At 73.3% G+C, this 15,752-nt stretch carries 14 protein-coding genes; 7 read left to right on the top strand and 7 right to left on the bottom strand.

Translation table 11 applies throughout. The annotated features are described in order from the left end of the window. The first annotated feature begins 286 nt into the window (after nt 1-286). Entirely contained in the window at nt 287-1,546 is a 1,260-nt protein-coding gene (locus ACFOW4_RS22215) for an amidohydrolase (protein ID WP_377530738.1), read from the top strand. On the opposite strand, the gene ACFOW4_RS22210 is transcribed toward ACFOW4_RS22215, so the two are convergent. Next, a complete protein-coding gene (locus tag ACFOW4_RS22210; protein ID WP_377530736.1) occupies nt 1,503-2,444 on the bottom strand; it encodes a DUF4349 domain-containing protein in 942 nt (313 codons plus the stop codon). The genes ACFOW4_RS22215 and ACFOW4_RS22210 overlap by 44 nt on opposite strands. A gap of 114 nt (nt 2,445-2,558) precedes the next feature. Between ACFOW4_RS22210 and ACFOW4_RS22205 the strand changes: the two genes are divergently transcribed. The 4 genes from ACFOW4_RS22205 to ACFOW4_RS22190 all read left to right on the top strand — a co-directional run bounded on the left by ACFOW4_RS22205 (nt 2,559) and on the right by ACFOW4_RS22190 (nt 6,119). Then, complete coding sequence (locus ACFOW4_RS22205) at nt 2,559-3,188, top strand: MBL fold metallo-hydrolase (protein WP_377530735.1); 630 nt, start codon at nt 2,559-2,561, stop codon at nt 3,186-3,188. A 4-nt stretch (nt 3,189-3,192) separates the two neighbouring features. Continuing rightward, a complete protein-coding gene (locus tag ACFOW4_RS22200; RefSeq protein WP_377530733.1) occupies nt 3,193-4,170 on the top strand; it encodes a hypothetical protein in 978 nt (325 codons plus the stop codon). Nucleotides 4,171-4,207: 37 nt separating this feature from the next. After that, a complete protein-coding gene (locus ACFOW4_RS22195; protein WP_377530731.1) occupies nt 4,208-4,963 on the top strand; it encodes a hypothetical protein in 756 nt (251 codons plus the stop codon). A 175-nt stretch (nt 4,964-5,138) separates the two neighbouring features. Further along, entirely contained in the window at nt 5,139-6,119 is a 981-nt protein-coding gene (locus tag ACFOW4_RS22190; RefSeq protein ID WP_377530729.1) for a GNAT family N-acetyltransferase, read from the top strand. A gap of 73 nt (nt 6,120-6,192) precedes the next feature. Here the strand turns inward: ACFOW4_RS22190 and ACFOW4_RS22185 are convergent, their stop codons facing one another. After that, nucleotides 6,193-6,648 (bottom strand): gamma-glutamylcyclotransferase, encoded by a 456-nt coding sequence (locus ACFOW4_RS22185; RefSeq protein ID WP_377530728.1) that lies wholly within the window; start codon nt 6,646-6,648, stop codon nt 6,193-6,195. A 106-nt stretch (nt 6,649-6,754) separates the two neighbouring features. On the opposite strand from ACFOW4_RS22185, the gene ACFOW4_RS22180 reads away from it, so the two are divergent. Continuing rightward, nucleotides 6,755-8,158, top strand: coding sequence for an NAD(P)H-quinone dehydrogenase (locus tag ACFOW4_RS22180; RefSeq protein WP_377530726.1), 1,404 nt, complete (start codon nt 6,755-6,757; stop codon nt 8,156-8,158). Here ACFOW4_RS22180 and ACFOW4_RS22175 read toward each other — a convergent pair. Continuing rightward, entirely contained in the window at nt 8,136-8,837 is a 702-nt protein-coding gene (locus ACFOW4_RS22175; protein WP_377530724.1) for a DUF998 domain-containing protein, read from the bottom strand. The two genes, ACFOW4_RS22180 and ACFOW4_RS22175, sit on opposite strands and share 23 nt — an antisense overlap. Before the next feature lie 118 nt (nt 8,838-8,955). Next, nucleotides 8,956-9,570 (bottom strand): DedA family protein, encoded by a 615-nt coding sequence (locus ACFOW4_RS22170; RefSeq protein WP_377530722.1) that lies wholly within the window; start codon nt 9,568-9,570, stop codon nt 8,956-8,958. Nucleotides 9,571-10,168: 598 nt separating this feature from the next. Between ACFOW4_RS22170 and thrS the strand changes: the two genes are divergently transcribed. Further along, a complete protein-coding gene (gene thrS / locus ACFOW4_RS22165; protein ID WP_377530720.1) occupies nt 10,169-11,386 on the top strand; it encodes a threonine--tRNA ligase in 1,218 nt (405 codons plus the stop codon). A gap of 95 nt (nt 11,387-11,481) precedes the next feature. Here thrS and ACFOW4_RS22160 read toward each other — a convergent pair whose 3' ends face one another. From ACFOW4_RS22160 to ACFOW4_RS22150, 3 genes are read right to left on the bottom strand one after another with little or no spacing between them, the layout of a single operon-like run. Further along, nucleotides 11,482-13,533 carry an ABC transporter ATP-binding protein gene (locus tag ACFOW4_RS22160; RefSeq protein WP_377530718.1) on the bottom strand — a complete coding sequence of 684 codons (2,052 nt, stop codon included), beginning with the start codon at nt 13,531-13,533 and terminating at the stop codon, nt 11,482-11,484. After that, nucleotides 13,530-15,263, bottom strand: coding sequence for an ABC transporter ATP-binding protein (locus ACFOW4_RS22155; protein ID WP_377530716.1), 1,734 nt, complete (start codon nt 15,261-15,263; stop codon nt 13,530-13,532). Before ACFOW4_RS22155 ends, ACFOW4_RS22160 begins: the two co-directional genes overlap by 4 nt. Beyond that, nucleotides 15,257-15,739 (bottom strand): MarR family winged helix-turn-helix transcriptional regulator, encoded by a 483-nt coding sequence (locus ACFOW4_RS22150; RefSeq protein ID WP_377530714.1) that lies wholly within the window; start codon nt 15,737-15,739, stop codon nt 15,257-15,259. Before ACFOW4_RS22150 ends, ACFOW4_RS22155 begins: the two co-directional genes overlap by 7 nt. Nucleotides 15,740-15,752 lie beyond the last annotated feature (13 nt).

Here is a 15,752-nt window from a genome sequence, read left to right as displayed (position 1 = left end):
GTTCACCACACCGACTAATGCGACAATTCGGAACGAGGGCCCGTGAGGGCGGGGGATTCGTGACCGCGCGGACCGGTTACGCGTTGTAGGAGGTGAGGGGCAGATGACGGCATTCGACCGCGATCTACCTGCTGTCCCTCAGATCTCCGAACGCTCTCAGCAGGGCATTCGTGACGCTGTGCGGTCTGATCATTACCGTAACGAGGTTGCGCAGCGTCACCGCCGGAGGTCTAGGCTGTCTGCTGTTCCCGATGATCCATCCATTCCTAGTGATCGAGAATTCGACGTGACGAGTGCGTTGACGCTGCCGACAGGCGGCCAGCTGGCGTCGTCCTGGCCGGAGACCCCGCCCGGGTCCCAGCCGCTGCCCCGCGACCTGGACCACCTTCTCGCGCTCCGGGTACCCGGTCTGATCGCCACCCGCCGTCACATCCACTCGCACCCGGAGCTCTCGGGCACGGAGTTCGAGACGGCCGCCCTGGTCGCCCGGGAACTGTCGCTGGCCGGGCTGCACCCGCGGATGCTGCCCAAGGGCAACGGGGTGATCTGCGACATCGACGGCCGACCCGACGGGCCGGTCATCGCGCTGCGCGCCGACATCGACGCCCTGCCCCTCGATGACGTCAAGGACGTGCCCTACCGGTCCACCGTGGACGGCGTCTGCCACGCCTGCGGGCACGACGTGCACACCTCGATCCTGCTCGGCGTCGGCATGCTGCTGGCCCAGCTCGCCGACCTCGGCGAGCTGGACGGCCGGGTCCGGCTGATCTTCCAGCCGGCCGAGGAGATCCTGCCCTGCGGTTCGCTGGAGGTCATCGAGGCCGGCGGCCTGGAGGACGTGGCGCAGATCTTCGCGCTGCACTGCGACCCCAACCTGCCGGTGGGCCGCGTCGGCCTGCGGGTCGGCCCCATCACGGCGGCCGCGGACAACGTCACCGTCCGGCTGACCGGCCCCGGCGGGCACACCGCCCGTCCACACCTGACCGTCGACCTGGTCGACGCGCTCGGCCGGCTGATCACCGAGGTGCCCGCCCTGGTCAGCCGCCGGGTGCCGGCCAACAGCGGGCTGCTGCTGGTCTTCGGCCACGCCTCGGCCGGCACCCGCTACAACGTCATCCCCTCCGAGGCGTGCGCCTCCGGCACCCTGCGGGTGATGGACCGCGACACCTGGGAACTGGCCCCGAAGATCGTGGCGCAGGTGGTCCGGGACGTGATCGCCCCGACCGGTGCCACCGTCGACCTGGAGTACCTGCGCGGCCGTCCGCCGGTGAGCAACGACGCCCGGGCGATCCAGGTGCTCACCGCCGCCACCGCGGCCGCGCTCGGCCCGGACGGCGTCGCGGAGACGCCGCAGAGCATGGGCGGCGAGGACTTCTCCTGGTACCTGGAGTACGTCCCCGGCGCCCTCGCCCGGCTCGGCGTGGGCCGCTCCGGCCCCAACGTCGACCTGCACCGCGCGTCCTTCGACGTGGACGAGCGGGCCATCCCGGCCGGCGTACGCGTCATGGTGCAGACCGCGCTGCGGGCACTGGCGGCGGTGCGCTGACCGGAGCGACCAGCGCCGGGGTCTTCCGCCGCCGGCGCAGCACCAGCAGCAGCACCGTCAGGGGTACGCCGAGCGCCACCAGCCAGGGCAGCAGCGCGCCCAGCACGGTGAGCAGGACCGTCATCGAGACCACGAACGCCTTCCAGCCGCCTCTGAGCCCGACCAGGAAGCCGGTGTCGTCCTTCTCCTCGGCGGTTTTCACCGCCGGCCCGACCAGCGACACCGTGATGGTGGAGAGCGCGGTCAGGTCGGCCAGCCGCCGCTTCTTCGCCTCCAACGACGCCAGGTCGGCCTCCCGGCGGCCCAACTCGTTCTCCAGCGACACCAGGTCGGTGATCGAGGTGGCCCGCTCCAGCAGCCGACGGGCGCTGTCAACCCGGGCCCGCTGACTGGTGATCCGGGCGTCCAGGTCGACGGTTTCCTCGGTGGCGTCCTGGGTGCTGATCTCCCGGCTCTGCTGCTTGCCGAGCTTCGCGATTTCCTCCACCACGGCGGTGAACTTCGCCGCCGGCACCCGCAGCTGCAACTCCGCCACCGCGTCGGCCTCGGCGCTGCGCCGCTGGTCGCCCCCGACGAAGCCGCCGACCCGGGTGGCCGCCGCCGCGGCGTCGCGGGCGGCCTCGTCTACATCGTTCACCTGCACCCGCATCGTTCCGGTGTAGATGATCGCCCGCTGGTCGACCCGCAGGTCCGGGGCACCGGCCCCGGCCCCCTCCGGCGCGCTCGCGGCACCGTCCCGGTCGGCGGCGCCGCCGTTCGCCGCGTCACCGTTCGCCGCCGGCGCACCGGCCGAGTCCTGCTGCCCGTCGGCACCGCTGCCGCAGCCCACCAGCGCCAGCGCCGCGACCAGCGCCAGCGCCGCCGCTGTGCCGCATCGTCGTCCTGCCCGTCCGTCCATCCCCGCCCCCATCCTCGTCGCCCGGTATGGCGATACCTCGGACGCGCCGCGCCTGCCGCCCGGTTCCGGCAGACTGCGCTGAGGACGTCACGATTCGATATGCGAGGAGTCACGATGCGGCTCACCAAGTACGCCCACTCCTGCCTCCGGGTGGAACACGACGGGGGAGTGCTGGTCATCGACCCCGGCAAGTTGAGCGATCCCGCGGCACTGGACGGCGCGGACGCGGTGCTGGTCACCCACGAGCACACGGACCACATCGACGTGGAGGCGGTCCGCCGCCAGCTCGACCGACGACCGTTTGCGATCCACGGGCCGGCCTCGCTCGCCACCACCCTCGGCGACGCGGCCGGGGCGTTGCGGCCGGTGGCGGCCGGGGAGTCGTTCATCGCCGCCGGCGTCGCGGTCCGCGCCTACGGCGGGCGGCACGCGGTGATCCATCCCGACATCCCGGTGGTGGACAACGTCGGCTTCCTGGTCAACGACGTGGTCTACCACCCCGGCGACTCCCTCGTGGTGCCGGACGACGTGCAGATCGACACGCTCTTCGCGCCGATCCACGCGCCCTGGTCGAAGTTCTCCGAGGTGGTCGACTTCATCCGGGCGGTCGCCCCGCGACGCGCGTACGCGCTGCACGACGCGCTGCTCAACGACAACGGGTACAGCGTGCTCGACGAGCAGTACACCGCGCTGTCCGGCACCGAGTACCAGCGCTTGGAACCCGGTAGCCGGGTGGACGTCTGAGGCGATGCCCGACCCCTCCCGGGAGCTGGTGCAGCAGCTCTACCGCACCCCACCGGAGCGGTTCGTGGCCGCCCGGGACGCCGCCGTCGCCGAGGCCCGCCGCGCCGGCGACCCGGCCACCGCCCGGCAGTTGGCCCGCCTGCGCCGTCCCACGGTCGCCGCCTGGTTGGTGAACCTGCTCGCCATCGAGCGCCCCGAGCTGGTGGCGGACCTGGCCCAGCTCGCCGACGCGCTGCGCGCCGCCCAACGCGAGCTGCGCGGTCCCCGGCTGCGGGAACTCTCCGCACAGCGCCGGGCTGTGGTCGGCGCCCTGGTCGCCGAGGTCCGCAAGCTCGCCGCCGGGGTGCCGGAGGCCCCGCCGGCCGGGAAGCTGCCGCTGGGTGAGGTGGAGGCGACCCTGAACGCGGCGCTCTCCGATGCCGACGTGGCCGAGCAGGTCCGCGCCGGACGACTGCTCCGCGCCACCAGCTACGCCGGCTTCGGCGAGGTGCCCCGGCCGCAGCTGCGGCTCGTCACCGGCGGAGACGAGGAGCCGGCCGCGGAACGTCCCTCCCGAAGACCCGCCACCGACCGGGAGCGCCCCGGGGCGACGCCCGACCGGGCCGCGGAGCGCGCCGCGCAGGCCGAGCGGGCGGCGCAGCGGGCGGCCCGCGCCGAGCGGGCCCGGCAGCGCCGGGCACTGGAGCGGGAACTGGCCCGGGCCCGGACCGACCAGGAGCGGGCCGAGGCGGAGCTGACCGAGGCGACCGGGCAGGAGCGGGACGGTGCCGCCGCTCTCGACGAGATCGAGACGGAGTTGGCGGAGCTGGAACGGCGGCGGGCCGTCGCGGAGCAGGAACTGAGCCGGGCCAAGCTGGCCCGGCGTGCCGCCGATCGCGCCGTCATCGTGGCCCGCCGGCGGGCCGGCGAGGTCGAGGCTGCCGTCGAGGCGCTGGACGACGAAGAGGGGGATGCGGACGCGGGCGGTGGCCCGGCAGACTGACATCGATGGACGACGACGGGTGGACGGAGGCTTGGGGATGACGCCCGAGCAGGTCGCCGCCGCCAGCAAACCGCTCGTGCTCGATCTCGGCGACGCCTACAGCCGCTGCCCGAGCACCCTGCGTCGGGCCCGGCTGCTCGGCATCTCCGGCTGGGCCTTCTACATCAGCGGACGCGCTGGCGCGCTCGGCGACGTCCGGGCCGAGACGGCCGCCGCCGCGATCGGCTTCATCGCCCCGGACGCGGTCGCCGACGGCTGGGACGCGGCGGCCCGGACGGTCCGGCCGGCCGAGGTGGCCGCCGCGAGTCTGGCCGAGTGCTGCCGCTGGGGGGCGCAGCAGTTGGGCAGCCGGCCCGGGATCGAGCACCTCGCCGCGCTGGTCGACCGGGCGGTGGCGGCGGCGGACGCCAGCGGGATGCCGCTCTTCGCCGCCTGGCGGGCCATGCCGCTGCCGGATCTCTCCCCGGGCGCCCGCACGGCCGCCGGGCTGCGCCTGCTCCGCGAGCACTTCACAGGCGCCTACCTGCTCGCCGTGCGCGCGGGCGGGATGACCCCGTTGGAGGCTGTGCTGGCCGGGCCGGAGGGGGAGGGGGGCGCGGTGGCCTGCGGGTGGCTGCCGCCGTACCCGCCGGTCGGGCCGCTGGTGCGCCGGCGGCTCTGGGCCGAGGCGGTGACCAACCGGTTGGCCGCCCCCGCGTTCGCGGCGCTCGGCCCGGCCGACGGCGCCGAGCTCGTGGAGCTGCTGCACCGCACCCGCGCCGAGCTGAGCGTCGCCGCCTCGCCCGACCGGTGACCCGCGCCGGCCCCAGCGCCGGGAGCCTGCGGGTCGCCGGCGCTACGAGCCCGCGGGTCGGGCCGCGCCAGGGACCTACGGGTCGACGGCGCCACCAGCCTGCGGTCGGTGGCTGCGCGGGGACGCCGGAAAAATGGGCGGCGCGTTCGGTCGGCGGCTGCCAGGATCACCTGCCGTGACGCTTCCCGCTGGCTGGACCACGCGCCGGCCCACCCTCGACGACGTTGCGGCGATCCTCGCGGTGGTGCGTGCCGCCGACACCTTCGCGATCGGTCATCCCGACTTCGACGCCGAGGACGTCGAGGCGTCGCTCACCGCACCGTACTTCGATCCGGCCCGGGACTCCTGGCTGGCGCTGGACCCGGACGACACGGTCGTCGGCTGGGCGACGGTGGACAATCCCACCGGCGTGGGCCGGGAGTTCGTGGAGGTCTACGTCGACCCGGAGCGCGGCCGGGCGGTGCGCGCCCCGTTGCTCGCCCGGCAACTCGACCGGGTCGCCGAGCGCGCGGCCGAACGGGGGCTCACGGCGCTCACCGTCCGGTGCGCGGTCTTCGCTCCCGAGCGAGAGTGGCAGCGCGACCTCGGCGCGGCGGGCTTCACGCTGGCCAAGCGGTACGTGCGGATGCGCCGCCCGCTCGCCGACCTGCCCGCCGAGCCGCCCCTCCCGCCCGGGGTGACCGTGCGGCCGGTCCGTCCGGACGACGAGGCCGACCTGCGGCAGTTCCACCGGATCTACGACACCGCCTTCCGGGACACACCCGATCACGAGCCGCTGCCGTACGACCGCTGGCGGGCACGGATCGGCGACGTGACCGCCTGGGACGAGTGGTTCGTCGCCGAGGTGGACGGGGTCCCGGCCGGCGCGTTGCAGTCCTCGGACCAGGCGCTCGACCAGCACGAGGGCTTCGTGCGAAGCCTGTCGGTGCTGCCGGCGTACCGGCGGCGGGGGGTGGGGGCCGCGCTGCTGCGCCGGGCCTTCGCCCGCTACGCGCAGAAGGGCCGGCAGGCGGCCGGCCTTGGGGTGGACCTGACCAACCCGACCACCCCGCTGTCGCTCTACCAGTCGGTCGGCCTGCGCGAGACCCGCTGGACCGACATGTACGAGCTGGTCGTTCCGGCTTCGGGAGCGGGTACGCCGGCCACCGGTGTGTGATTGACGACGCCGACCGGGCCCGACGACGGATTCGGCTGGTGGCGGTAGCAGACTGGGAGGCGTGCGATACGCGCTACGCCGACGCGGTGCCGGTGGGGCGGGAGCGCAGCTCGGAGACGTAGTCGTCCGGCGCGCCCGCCTTCTCGGCGGCGTTCGCGATCTCGGTGAGGTACCAGGAGGTCGGCAGGCCACCCTCGTACCCGTCGAAGACGTAGACCCACGCGGTGACGTCACCGTCGAGGGTGGAGACGCGGACGTGCAGCTTGCGGTACGTGCCGGCGGTCACACCCTCGAGCTCGTCGAGTTGCGCCGCGTCGTAGGGGTGGATGTCGTAGATCGCCACAAACACCCGGTCACCGGGGGACTCGACCACGGTGCTGACCGCGCCCTCCCAGCCGATCTCGTCGGCTCCGGCGAAGGTCAGCCGCCACCCCTCCAGCCACCCCGTGCCCACCATCGGCGAATGCGGGCAGTAGGCACGCATCCGGGCAGGGTCGAGGTTTGAGCCGTAGGCGGCGTGATGACGCACGGCGATGACGATAGCCCGGTACACGGGTGGGGGAGAATACGACGGTGCGTGTCGGGTGGGTTCGGGAGAAGAAAGTCACTGTGAGCATCGACGAAGGGCGAACGCTGTGAGCCGGATCGTGATCATCGGCGGGGGGCCGGCCGGGTATGAGGCGGCGCTGGTCGCCGCCCAGCTGGACGCCGATGTGACCGTGGTGGAGGCCGACGGCGCGGGCGGGGCCTGCGTGCTGTCCGACTGCGTGCCGTCGAAGACGTTCATCGCCAGCTCCGGGGTGGTCACCGGCTACCGGGACACCGAGGAGTTCGGGGTGCACTCCGACGGCCTGGAGGCGGTCACCGTCGACGCGCGGGCGGTGCACGAGCGGGTCAAGCGGCTGGCGCTGGCGCAGTCCGCCGACATCCACGCCAAGCTGCTCAAGGCCGGTGTCACCTTCGTGGCCGGCACCGCCCGGCTCGGCGAGGACGCGCTGGGGCACACCCACCGGGTCATCGTCACTCCGGCCGACGGCGGCGAGGAGTACTCGATCGCCGCGTCGACGGTCCTGGTCGCGACCGGCTCCACGCCCCGCCAGTTGCCCACCGCCGTACCGGACGGCGAGCGCATCCTGACCTGGCGCCAGGTGTACGACCTGCCCGAGCTGCCCGAGCACCTGATCGTGGTGGGCTCCGGCGTGACCGGCGCCGAGTTCGCCAGCGCCTACCTGGCGATGGGCGTGCAGGTCACGCTGGTCTCCAGCCGGGACCGGGTGATGCCGCACGAGGACGCCGACGCCGCCTCGGCCATCGAGCGGGTGTTCCGCAACCGGGGCATGAACATCCTCAACAACTCCCGGGCCGACGCGGTCCGGCGTACCGCCGATGGTGTCGAGGTGGAGCTCTCCGACGGCCGCAAGGTGTCCGGCTCGCACGCGCTGATCGCCGTCGGCTCGATCCCGAACACCGCCGGCCTCGGGCTGGCCGAGTACGGCGTGGAGCTGGGTCGGGGCGGCTACGTCACCGTCGACCGGGTGTCGCGGACCAACGTGCCCGGCATCTACGCCGCCGGCGACTGCACCGGCGTGCTGCTGCTGGCCAGCGTGGCGGCCATGCAGGGCCGGATCGCCATGTGGCACGCGCTCGGTGAGGCGGTCCGCCCGCTGCGGCTGCGTACGGTGGCGGCGAACGTCTTCACCGACCCGGAGCTGGCCACCGTGGGCGTCTCCCAGGACGAGGTGGACGCCGGCAAGGTGCCGGCCCGGCAGGTGATGCTGCCGCTGTCCGGCAACGCCCGCGCCAAGATGGACGACCTCTCCGACGGCTTCGTGAAGCTGTTCTGCCGACCGGCCAGCGGCCAGGTGGTCGGTGGCGTGGTGGTCGCGCCGAAGGCGAGTGAGCTGATCCTGCCGATCACCATGGCCGTGGAGAACAACCTCACGGTCAACGAGCTGGCGCAGACCATCACCATCTACCCGAGCCTGTCCGGCTCCATCACCGAGGCGGCCCGCCAGCTCATGCTCCACGAGCTGGAGTGACCCGCCACTCCTCGCCGATCCGGGAGTTGTGGTGGCCGTTGCGGGGAGCAACGCCCCTTTCGCGAGGCACCACAACTCCGTGATCGACCGTCGCGCGGGTGAGGACGAGCGCCACCGTGGTGAGCACACCGACCTCGGTGAGGATGAGCAGGCGTTCGGCCAGACCGATCAGCACCCGGTCGCCCGGGTAGGCGGACCAGACCATGGCGGCCGCCAGGACGATGCTGACCAGCACCAACCCGCGGAGCATCCGGGCTGCCGGGGCGAGGTCCGGACGGCGAGCGAGCAGCCAGCCGCCGACCGGTAGGGCCAGGAAGGCCACCACCGAGGCGTACCGATGCAGGTAGGCGGCGGTGGTCATGGTCGTGCCCGGTTCGTTCGTCGGCACCACCGCGGCCAGCAGCAACCCGGCCACCCACGCGCCGAGCAGCAGTTCGGCCGTACGGCCGGCGCGTCCTCGGGTCCGGCGCACCCCGTGCAGCAGCGCCACGGTGGCGAGCGCGAGCACCACCATGGCGACGTCGATGACGCCACCGCGATCGGAGACGGCGAAGTCGCTGATGGTCAGCGCCCACGGGCTGAGGTCGTCGTTGACTTCGAGGTGGCCGATCACGGTGAGCAGCGCCGCGAGGGCGATCCCGCCGAGGGCCAGCAGGCCGGTGCTCCGGGTTTCAGGCATGTCTCAGCCTGGCCCCGCCTACGCCCCAGCCGGATCCGGGACGGCCACCGAGATCGATCCCCGGGACCACCCCTAGAGGCCGCCGGCCCGTATCCCCGCGGTCCGGGTTGTGGCTGACTCAGTCGACCGGGAGGTTGGCCGCGGCGCGGGCGTGCCGGGCGCTGACCACCGTCATCGCCCACCCGGCCGCGGCGAAACCGCCCGCCGCCGCGGCGGCGATGATCACCAGCCGCCAGGCCGACTCGGTGAGCGCGGTGCCGCCCAGGTGCCCGACCAGGGCGCCGTAGGTCGCCCAGCCGACCGCGGCCACCAGTTCGTAGAGCACGAAGAGCCGGTACGGGTAGCGGCTGCGGCCGGCCGAGAAGCAGGCCGCCATCCGGCCACCCGGCACGAACCGGCAGAGCAGGATGACCATCGGCCCCGGCTGGCGTAGACCCTGGGTGACCCGGCTGGCAACGCGCCGGGCCCGGCTCAGTTCGGCGTGCCGGGGTTCCCGCCGGTCGGGCGCGCCGCGGCCGAGCAGGTAACAGGCCAGGTCGCCGGCGAACACGCCGAGCGCGCCGACCCCGATGATGAGCGGCAGGCTGAGCCCGCCGTAGACGGTCAGCGCCCCGCCGGTGATCATCACCGCCTGGGTGGGGATCACCGGGACGAAGGCGTCCGCGATCAGCAGGCCGAGCAGTGCCAGGTACGCCCAGGTCGGCGACGCGATGTCAGTGAGTAGTTCGGGCACGCCTGCCACCTCGTCGGATGCGGCCGATTGGGTGTACCGAGCCTGACTGCGTGTTCGGCGTCACCGTGGACGGCCCCGTCCGCTCGTGATCACCGACACGACTGGGCCACCCGAGTACAACGACCGGCCGCACCGCGGGTGACGGGGCGAATGGCGGGCTCGTCGCGTCCGGACCGGTCGGCGGATCGGCGTTCCTCGGCGTACCGTTGTCGGCGCGCGGCCCCGTGACCGTCGGGTCCCCCGTTCCTGACGATCGGGCCGCCCCGGGCCGCCGGCGGGTCCCGCGCCGGCGGCCCGCCCCCGCCCCCGCCGTGCCCCATCCCGCGCCTTCGCCCCGCCCGCCCTCGCCGCGACGCCGACCATCGGGTCGGCAGCGCCGAGCGCCGGGCCCGGCAAATCGGGATGCGCCCGGGTGCGGGCGGCGCGTACCGTCGCCGCATGCGCAGCGCGGTAGTGGTGACCACGACGCCGGGTGTCCCCGGCGCGCCGCTCTGACGTAACCACCGTCGACCAGGCCCCGGGGCGATCCGCCCCCGAGGGCCGCGCGGCGTTCGGAGACCAGGTCGCCTCCGGGTCGTACCCGATCCAGGAGCACGACATGATCGACCACCGCAGGCTCGGCCGCGAACTGGACCTCTTCGTCTCCGACCCGCTGGCCGGGGCCGGGCTGCCGATCTGGCTGCCCGCCGGCGCCGCCGCCCGGCACGCCGTCGAGGAGTACGTCCGGGAGCTGGAGCGCCGCTCCGGGCACCAGCACGTCTACTCGCCCCCGCTGGGCAAGCGGGCACTCTTCGAACTCTCGGGCCACCTCGGCTACTTCGCCGACGACATGTTTCCCCCGATGCGACTGAGCGCCGACGACGAGTTCGTCCTCCGGCCGGCGCTCTGCCCCCACCACTCGCTGGTCTTCCGGGCCCGCGGCCGCTCGTACCGGGAGCTGCCGTTGCGGATCGCCGAGCTGGGCGGGATGTACCGGTCGGAGCGCTCCGGGGTGCTCGGCGGGCTGTCCCGGGTGCGGGCCATCTCGCTCAACGACGCGCACACCTTCTGCGCGCCGGAACAGGTCGGCGCGGAGGTCGCCGAGATCCTCGGGCTGATCCGCCAGGCGCACGCCGCGCTCGGCGTACGCCCGGCCGGGTTCCGGCTGTCGCTGCGCGGGCCGGGGGAGAAGTACGTCGGGGACGACGCGCAGTGGGCGTACGCCGAGCAGGTGCTCCGGGACGCGTTGGCCGGGGTGCCGTACGTGGAGGCGCCGGGGGAGGCCGCGTTCTACGGCCCGAAGATCGACATCCAGATCGTCGACGCGGGCGGCCGGGAGTCGACCCTCTCCACCATCCAGCTCGACTTCGACAAGCCGGAGCGGTTCGACCTGTCGTACACCGATTCCGACGGGTCGCGGCGTCGACCGGTGCTGGTGCACCGCAGTCTCGTCGGCAGCATGGAGCGGCTGTTCGCGTACCTCATCGAGGTGCACCAGGGCGCCTTCCCGGCCTGGTACGCGCCGGTGCAGCTGGTGCTGCTGCCGGTCGACGACGGGCAGGCCGACGCCGCGGCCGGGCTGGCCCGCCGGGCCGTCGACGCCGGGTTGCGGGTGGAGGTCGACGCCGGCGGCTCGCTGGGCGCCCGGATCCGCGACGCCGCCCGCCGTGGGGTGCCGTACCTCGGGGTGCTCGGTCCCCGGGAGGCCGCCGACGGTGACCTCTCCCTGCGCCTGCGCGACGGCCGTACCCTCCCCCCGATGCCCGCGCGGCAGGCCCTGGACCTGGTCAGCCGGGTCGTCGCCACCCGCTCCGCCGACCTGCTCGCGCCGGGCTGACCCGCCGGCCCCGCCCCGTCGGGGCGGGGCCGGCCGCTGCGTCTCCCGCCGCGGACGGACGGACGTCCGCGCGGAGCGGACATGGTGGTCCACGCTCAGGCCCCGGCCGGTGCGGGCTCGGCCAGGGCCGCGGGCTCGTCGTCGACGGCCGCCCCGGTGAACTGGGAGCGGTAGAGGCGGTGGTACGCGCCCTGGGCGGCGAGCAGTTGCTCGTGGGTGCCCTGCTCGACGATGCGGCCGTTCTCCATCATCAGGATCAGGTCGGCGTCGCGGATGGTGGAGAGCCGGTGCGCGATGACGAAGCTGGTCCGATCCGAGCGCAGCGCCGCCATGGCCCGCTGGAGCAGCACCTCGGTGCGGGTGTCCACCGAGCTGGTCGCCTCGTCCAGGATCAGCAGCGACGGCTCGGCCAGGAACGCTCGGGCGATGGTGATGAGCTGCTTCTCGCCGGCGCTGACGTTGCTGCCCTCCTCGTCGATCACCGTGTCGTAGCCGTCCGGCAGGCTGCGGACGAACCGGTCCACGAAGGTGGCCCGGGCGGCGGCGATGATCTCCTCCTCGGTCGCGTCCGGTCGGCCGTAGGCGATGTTGTCCCGGATGGTGCCGCCGAAGAGCCAGGTGTCCTGCAGCACCATGCCGATCCGTCCGCGCAGGTCGTCGCGGCGCATCGTGGTGATGTCCACGCCGTCCAGGGTGATCCGGCCCGCGTCCAGCTCGTAGAACCGCATGATCAGGTTGACCAGGGTGGTCTTGCCGGCGCCGGTCGGGCCGACGATGGCCACCGTGTGCCCCGGCTCGGCGACCAGCGACAGGTCGTCGATCAGCGGCTTGTCCGGGTCGTACCGGAACGAGACGTGCTCGAACTCGACGCGGCCGTGCGGGTCGACGACCCGGGCCGGCTCGGCCGGGTCGGGGCTCTGCTCGCCGGCGTCGAGCACCGCGAACACCCGCTCGGCCGATGCCACCCCGGACTGGAGCAGGTTGGCCATCGAGGCGAGCTGGGTCAGTGGCTGGGTGAACTGGCGGGAGTACTGGATGAACGCCTGCACGTCGCCGAGGCTCATCGTCCCGGAGGCCACCCGCAGGCCGCCGACCACGGCGATCGCCACGTAGCTCAGGTTTCCGATGAACATCATCGACGGCATGATGATCCCGGAGACGAACTGGGCACCGAAACTGGCCCGGTACAGCTCCTCGTTCTTGGCGAGGAACGCGGCCTCCACCTCGCGCTGCCGCCCGAAGACCTTGACCAGCTCGTGGCCGGTGTACGCCTCCTCGATCTGGCCGTTCAGCTCACCGGTGTGCGTCCACTGTGCGATGAACTGCCGCTGCGAGCGCTTCGCGATGCGCTGGGTGACCAGCACCGACAGCGGCACCGCGACCAGCGCCACCAGGGCCAGCAGCGGCGAGATCCAGAACATCACACCCAGCACGCCGACCACGGTCAGCAGCGACGTGAGCAACTGGCTGAGGGTCTGCTGGAGGCTGGTCGAGATGTTGTCGATGTCGTTGGTGACCCGGCTGAGCAGCTCCCCGCGCGGCTGCCGGTCGAAGTACGGCAGCGGCAGCCGGTTGAGCTTCTCCTCCACCTCGGCACGGAGCCGCAGCACGGTGCGCTGGACGACACCGTTGAGCAGCCAGCCCTGCCACCAGGACAGCACGCTCGCGGCCAGGTAGAGCCCGAGCGCCAGCAGCAGCACCCGGCCCAGCGCGCTGAAGTCGATGCCCACGCCGGGCACCACGTCCATCCGGGCCAGCATGTCGGCGAAGCCGTCGTTGCCGCTGGCCCGGGCCGCCGCGACCGCCTGCTCGGTCGTGGTGCCCGCCGGAAGCCGCCGGCCGATCACCCCGTTGAAGATCAGGTCGGTGGCGTGGCCGAGGATCTTGGGTCCGGCCACGCTGAACCCGACGCTCACCACGGCCAGCGTGACGATGGCGGTCAGGTGCAGCCGGTGCGGGCGCAGCCGGCCCAGCAGCCGTCGGGCGGACGGCCCGAAGTTCATCGACCGCTCGGCGGGCATCCCGGCGGCCATCCACGGCGGACCGCCGCCCGGGCGGCCGGGGGGCAGCCGCTTCGGCGTCGGCCCGTCCGCGGCCACCTTCTGCTCGGGTACGGCCGCGGTCCGCGGCGCGTCACGCTCGCTCATGCCGGCACCTCCGCCGTCTGCTGCGAGGCCACGATCTCGGCGTACGTCGGGCAGCTCTCCAGCAGGTCCTCGTGTCGTCCCACTCCGACGACGCTTCCGTCCTCGAGCACGATGATCTGGTCGGCGTCGACGATCGTGGAGACCCGCTGGGCCACGATCACCACCGCCGCGTCCGCGGTGACCGGCCGCAGCGCCGCCCGCAGCCGCGCGTCGGTGCCGAGGTCGAGCGCGGAGAACGAGTCGTCGAAGAGGTAGATCTCCGGCCGCCGGACCAGGGCCCGGGCGATGGCCAGTCGTTGCCGCTGCCCACCGGAGACGGTGCCGCCACCCTGGGCGATCGGCGCGTCGAGCCCGCCGGGCATCTGGGCCACGAAGTCGCGGGCCTGGGCGATCTCCAGCGCCTCCCACAGGTCCTCGTCGGTGGCGTCGGGGTTGCCGTAGCGCAGGTTGCTGGCGACCGTGCCGGTGAACAGGTACGGCCGCTGCGGCACCAGCCCGATGCGGCGCCACAACTCGTCCGGCGCCAGCTCCCGCACGTCCACCCCGTCGACCAGGACCGCGCCGGCGGTAACGTCGACCAGGCGGGGGATCAGCGACAGCAGGGTGGTCTTGCCGGCGCCGGTGCTGCCGATGATCGCCGTGGTGGTGCCGGGGGTGGCCCGGAAGGAGATGTCCCGCAGCACCGGCTCGACCGCGCCCGGGTACTGGAAGCGCACCTGGCGCAGCTCCAGCTCGCCCCGGGTGGGCAGCTCGGTGACGGGGGCGGCGGCGGGGACCACGGACGAGTCGGTGTCCAGCACCTCCTCGATCCGCTCGGCGCAGACCGCGGCCCGGGGCACCATCATCAGCATGAAGGTGGCCATCATGACGGCCATCAGGATCTGCATCAGGTACTGCAGGAAGGCGGTGAGCGCGCCGACCTGGATCGCGCCGGCGTCCACCCGCTGGGCGCCGAACCACAGCACCGCCACGCTGGAGACGTTCAGCACCAGCATGACGACCGGGAAGATCAGGGCCAGCAGCCGCCCGGTACGCAGCGCGGTCGCGGTCAGGTCGGCGTTGGCGACGCCGAAGCGGTCGGTCTCGTACGGCTCGCGGACGAAGGCCCGGACCACCCGGATGCCGGTGATCTGCTCGCGCAGCACCCGGTTGACCGTGTCGATGCGGGTCTGCATGAGCCGGAAGCCCGGCACCATCCGGCGGATGATCATGCTGAGTGTCACCGCCAGCACCGGCACGCTGACCAGCATCAGCCAGGAGAGCCCGAGGTCCTCCCGCAGCGCCATCACCACGCCGCCGACGCTCATGATGGGCGCGGCGACCAGCATGGTGCAGCTCATCAGCACGAGCATCTGCACCTGTTGCACGTCGTTGGTGTTGCGGGTGATCAGCGAGGGCGCGCCGAACCGGGCCACCTCGCGGGCGGAGAAGCGGTTGACGTGCCGGAACAGGGCGGCCCGCACGTCCCGGCCGAAGCCCATCGCGGTCTGCGCGCCCAGGTAGACCGCGGCGATCGAGCAGACGATCTGGACGAGGCTGACCAGCAGCATCCAGCCGCCGGTGCGCAGGATGTAGTCGGTGTCGCCCCGGGCCACGCCCTGGTCGATGATGTCCGCGTTGAGGCTGGGCAGGTAGAGCGAGGCCATGGTGCCCACGAACTGCAGGAGCACCACCGCCGTCAACGGTCTGGAGTAGGAGCGCAGATTGCTGCGCAGGAGTCGGATCAGCACGCCGGACCCTTCGGCTCGTCGACGGGTGTGGTCATCCGCGGGTCCTCCCCGCTGCCGATGACCTCTAGCAGGAACTCCCGGATCACCGCGGCTCGCGCCGGGTCGGCGTCGACCGAGGTGAGGGGGCGTCCGGAGTGGATCAGGGAGGTGAGCGCGCCCACCCGCTCCCGGCCGGCCGGTGTGATGGCGAGTCGGACACTGCGTCGGTCGCTGTCGTCGCGCTGCCGCTCGACCAGCCCCTCGCGGGCCAGCGTGTCCACGATGCCGGTCAGGGTGGCCGGGCGGACGAAGCACCGCTCGGCCACCTCGCGGTGGGGCAGCTCGCCGTGCCGGGCGAGCGTCATCAGGGTCACCATGCCGGCCTGGGTGAGCCCGTGCTCCTCGGCGAGGTAGCGGTTCCACCGCTGCCCGACGAGGTGCCCGGCCACCACCAGCAACCGGCCGAGCGGCGCTTCCTGGAGAGTGACGAGATCCACGGAAGCAGGTTAG

The sequence above is a fragment of the Micromonospora sp. GCM10011542 genome (assembly GCF_042650685.1).
Taxonomy (GTDB): Bacteria; Actinomycetota; Actinomycetes; order Mycobacteriales; family Micromonosporaceae; genus Micromonospora.
Note: the sequence above shows the minus strand (reverse complement) of the source record. Positions and strands in the feature narration are given on the sequence as shown.

Bases quoted from the DNA above. Each gene is read 5' to 3' on its own strand.
- ACFOW4_RS22210 (WP_377530736.1), bottom strand. From the start codon at position 2,444: ATGGACGGACGGGCAGGACGACGATGCGGCACAGCGGCGGCGCTGGCG.
- ACFOW4_RS22205 (WP_377530735.1), top strand. From the start codon at position 2,559: ATGCGGCTCACCAAGTACGCCCACTCCTGCCTCCGGGTGGAACACGAC.
- ACFOW4_RS22200 (WP_377530733.1), top strand. From the start codon at position 3,193: ATGCCCGACCCCTCCCGGGAGCTGGTGCAGCAGCTCTACCGCACCCCA.
- ACFOW4_RS22195 (WP_377530731.1), top strand. From the start codon at position 4,208: ATGACGCCCGAGCAGGTCGCCGCCGCCAGCAAACCGCTCGTGCTCGAT.
- ACFOW4_RS22175 (WP_377530724.1), bottom strand. From the start codon at position 8,837: ATGCCTGAAACCCGGAGCACCGGCCTGCTGGCCCTCGGCGGGATCGCC.
- thrS (WP_377530720.1), top strand. From the start codon at position 10,169: ATGATCGACCACCGCAGGCTCGGCCGCGAACTGGACCTCTTCGTCTCC.
- ACFOW4_RS22160 (WP_377530718.1), bottom strand. From the start codon at position 13,533: ATGAGCGAGCGTGACGCGCCGCGGACCGCGGCCGTACCCGAGCAGAAG.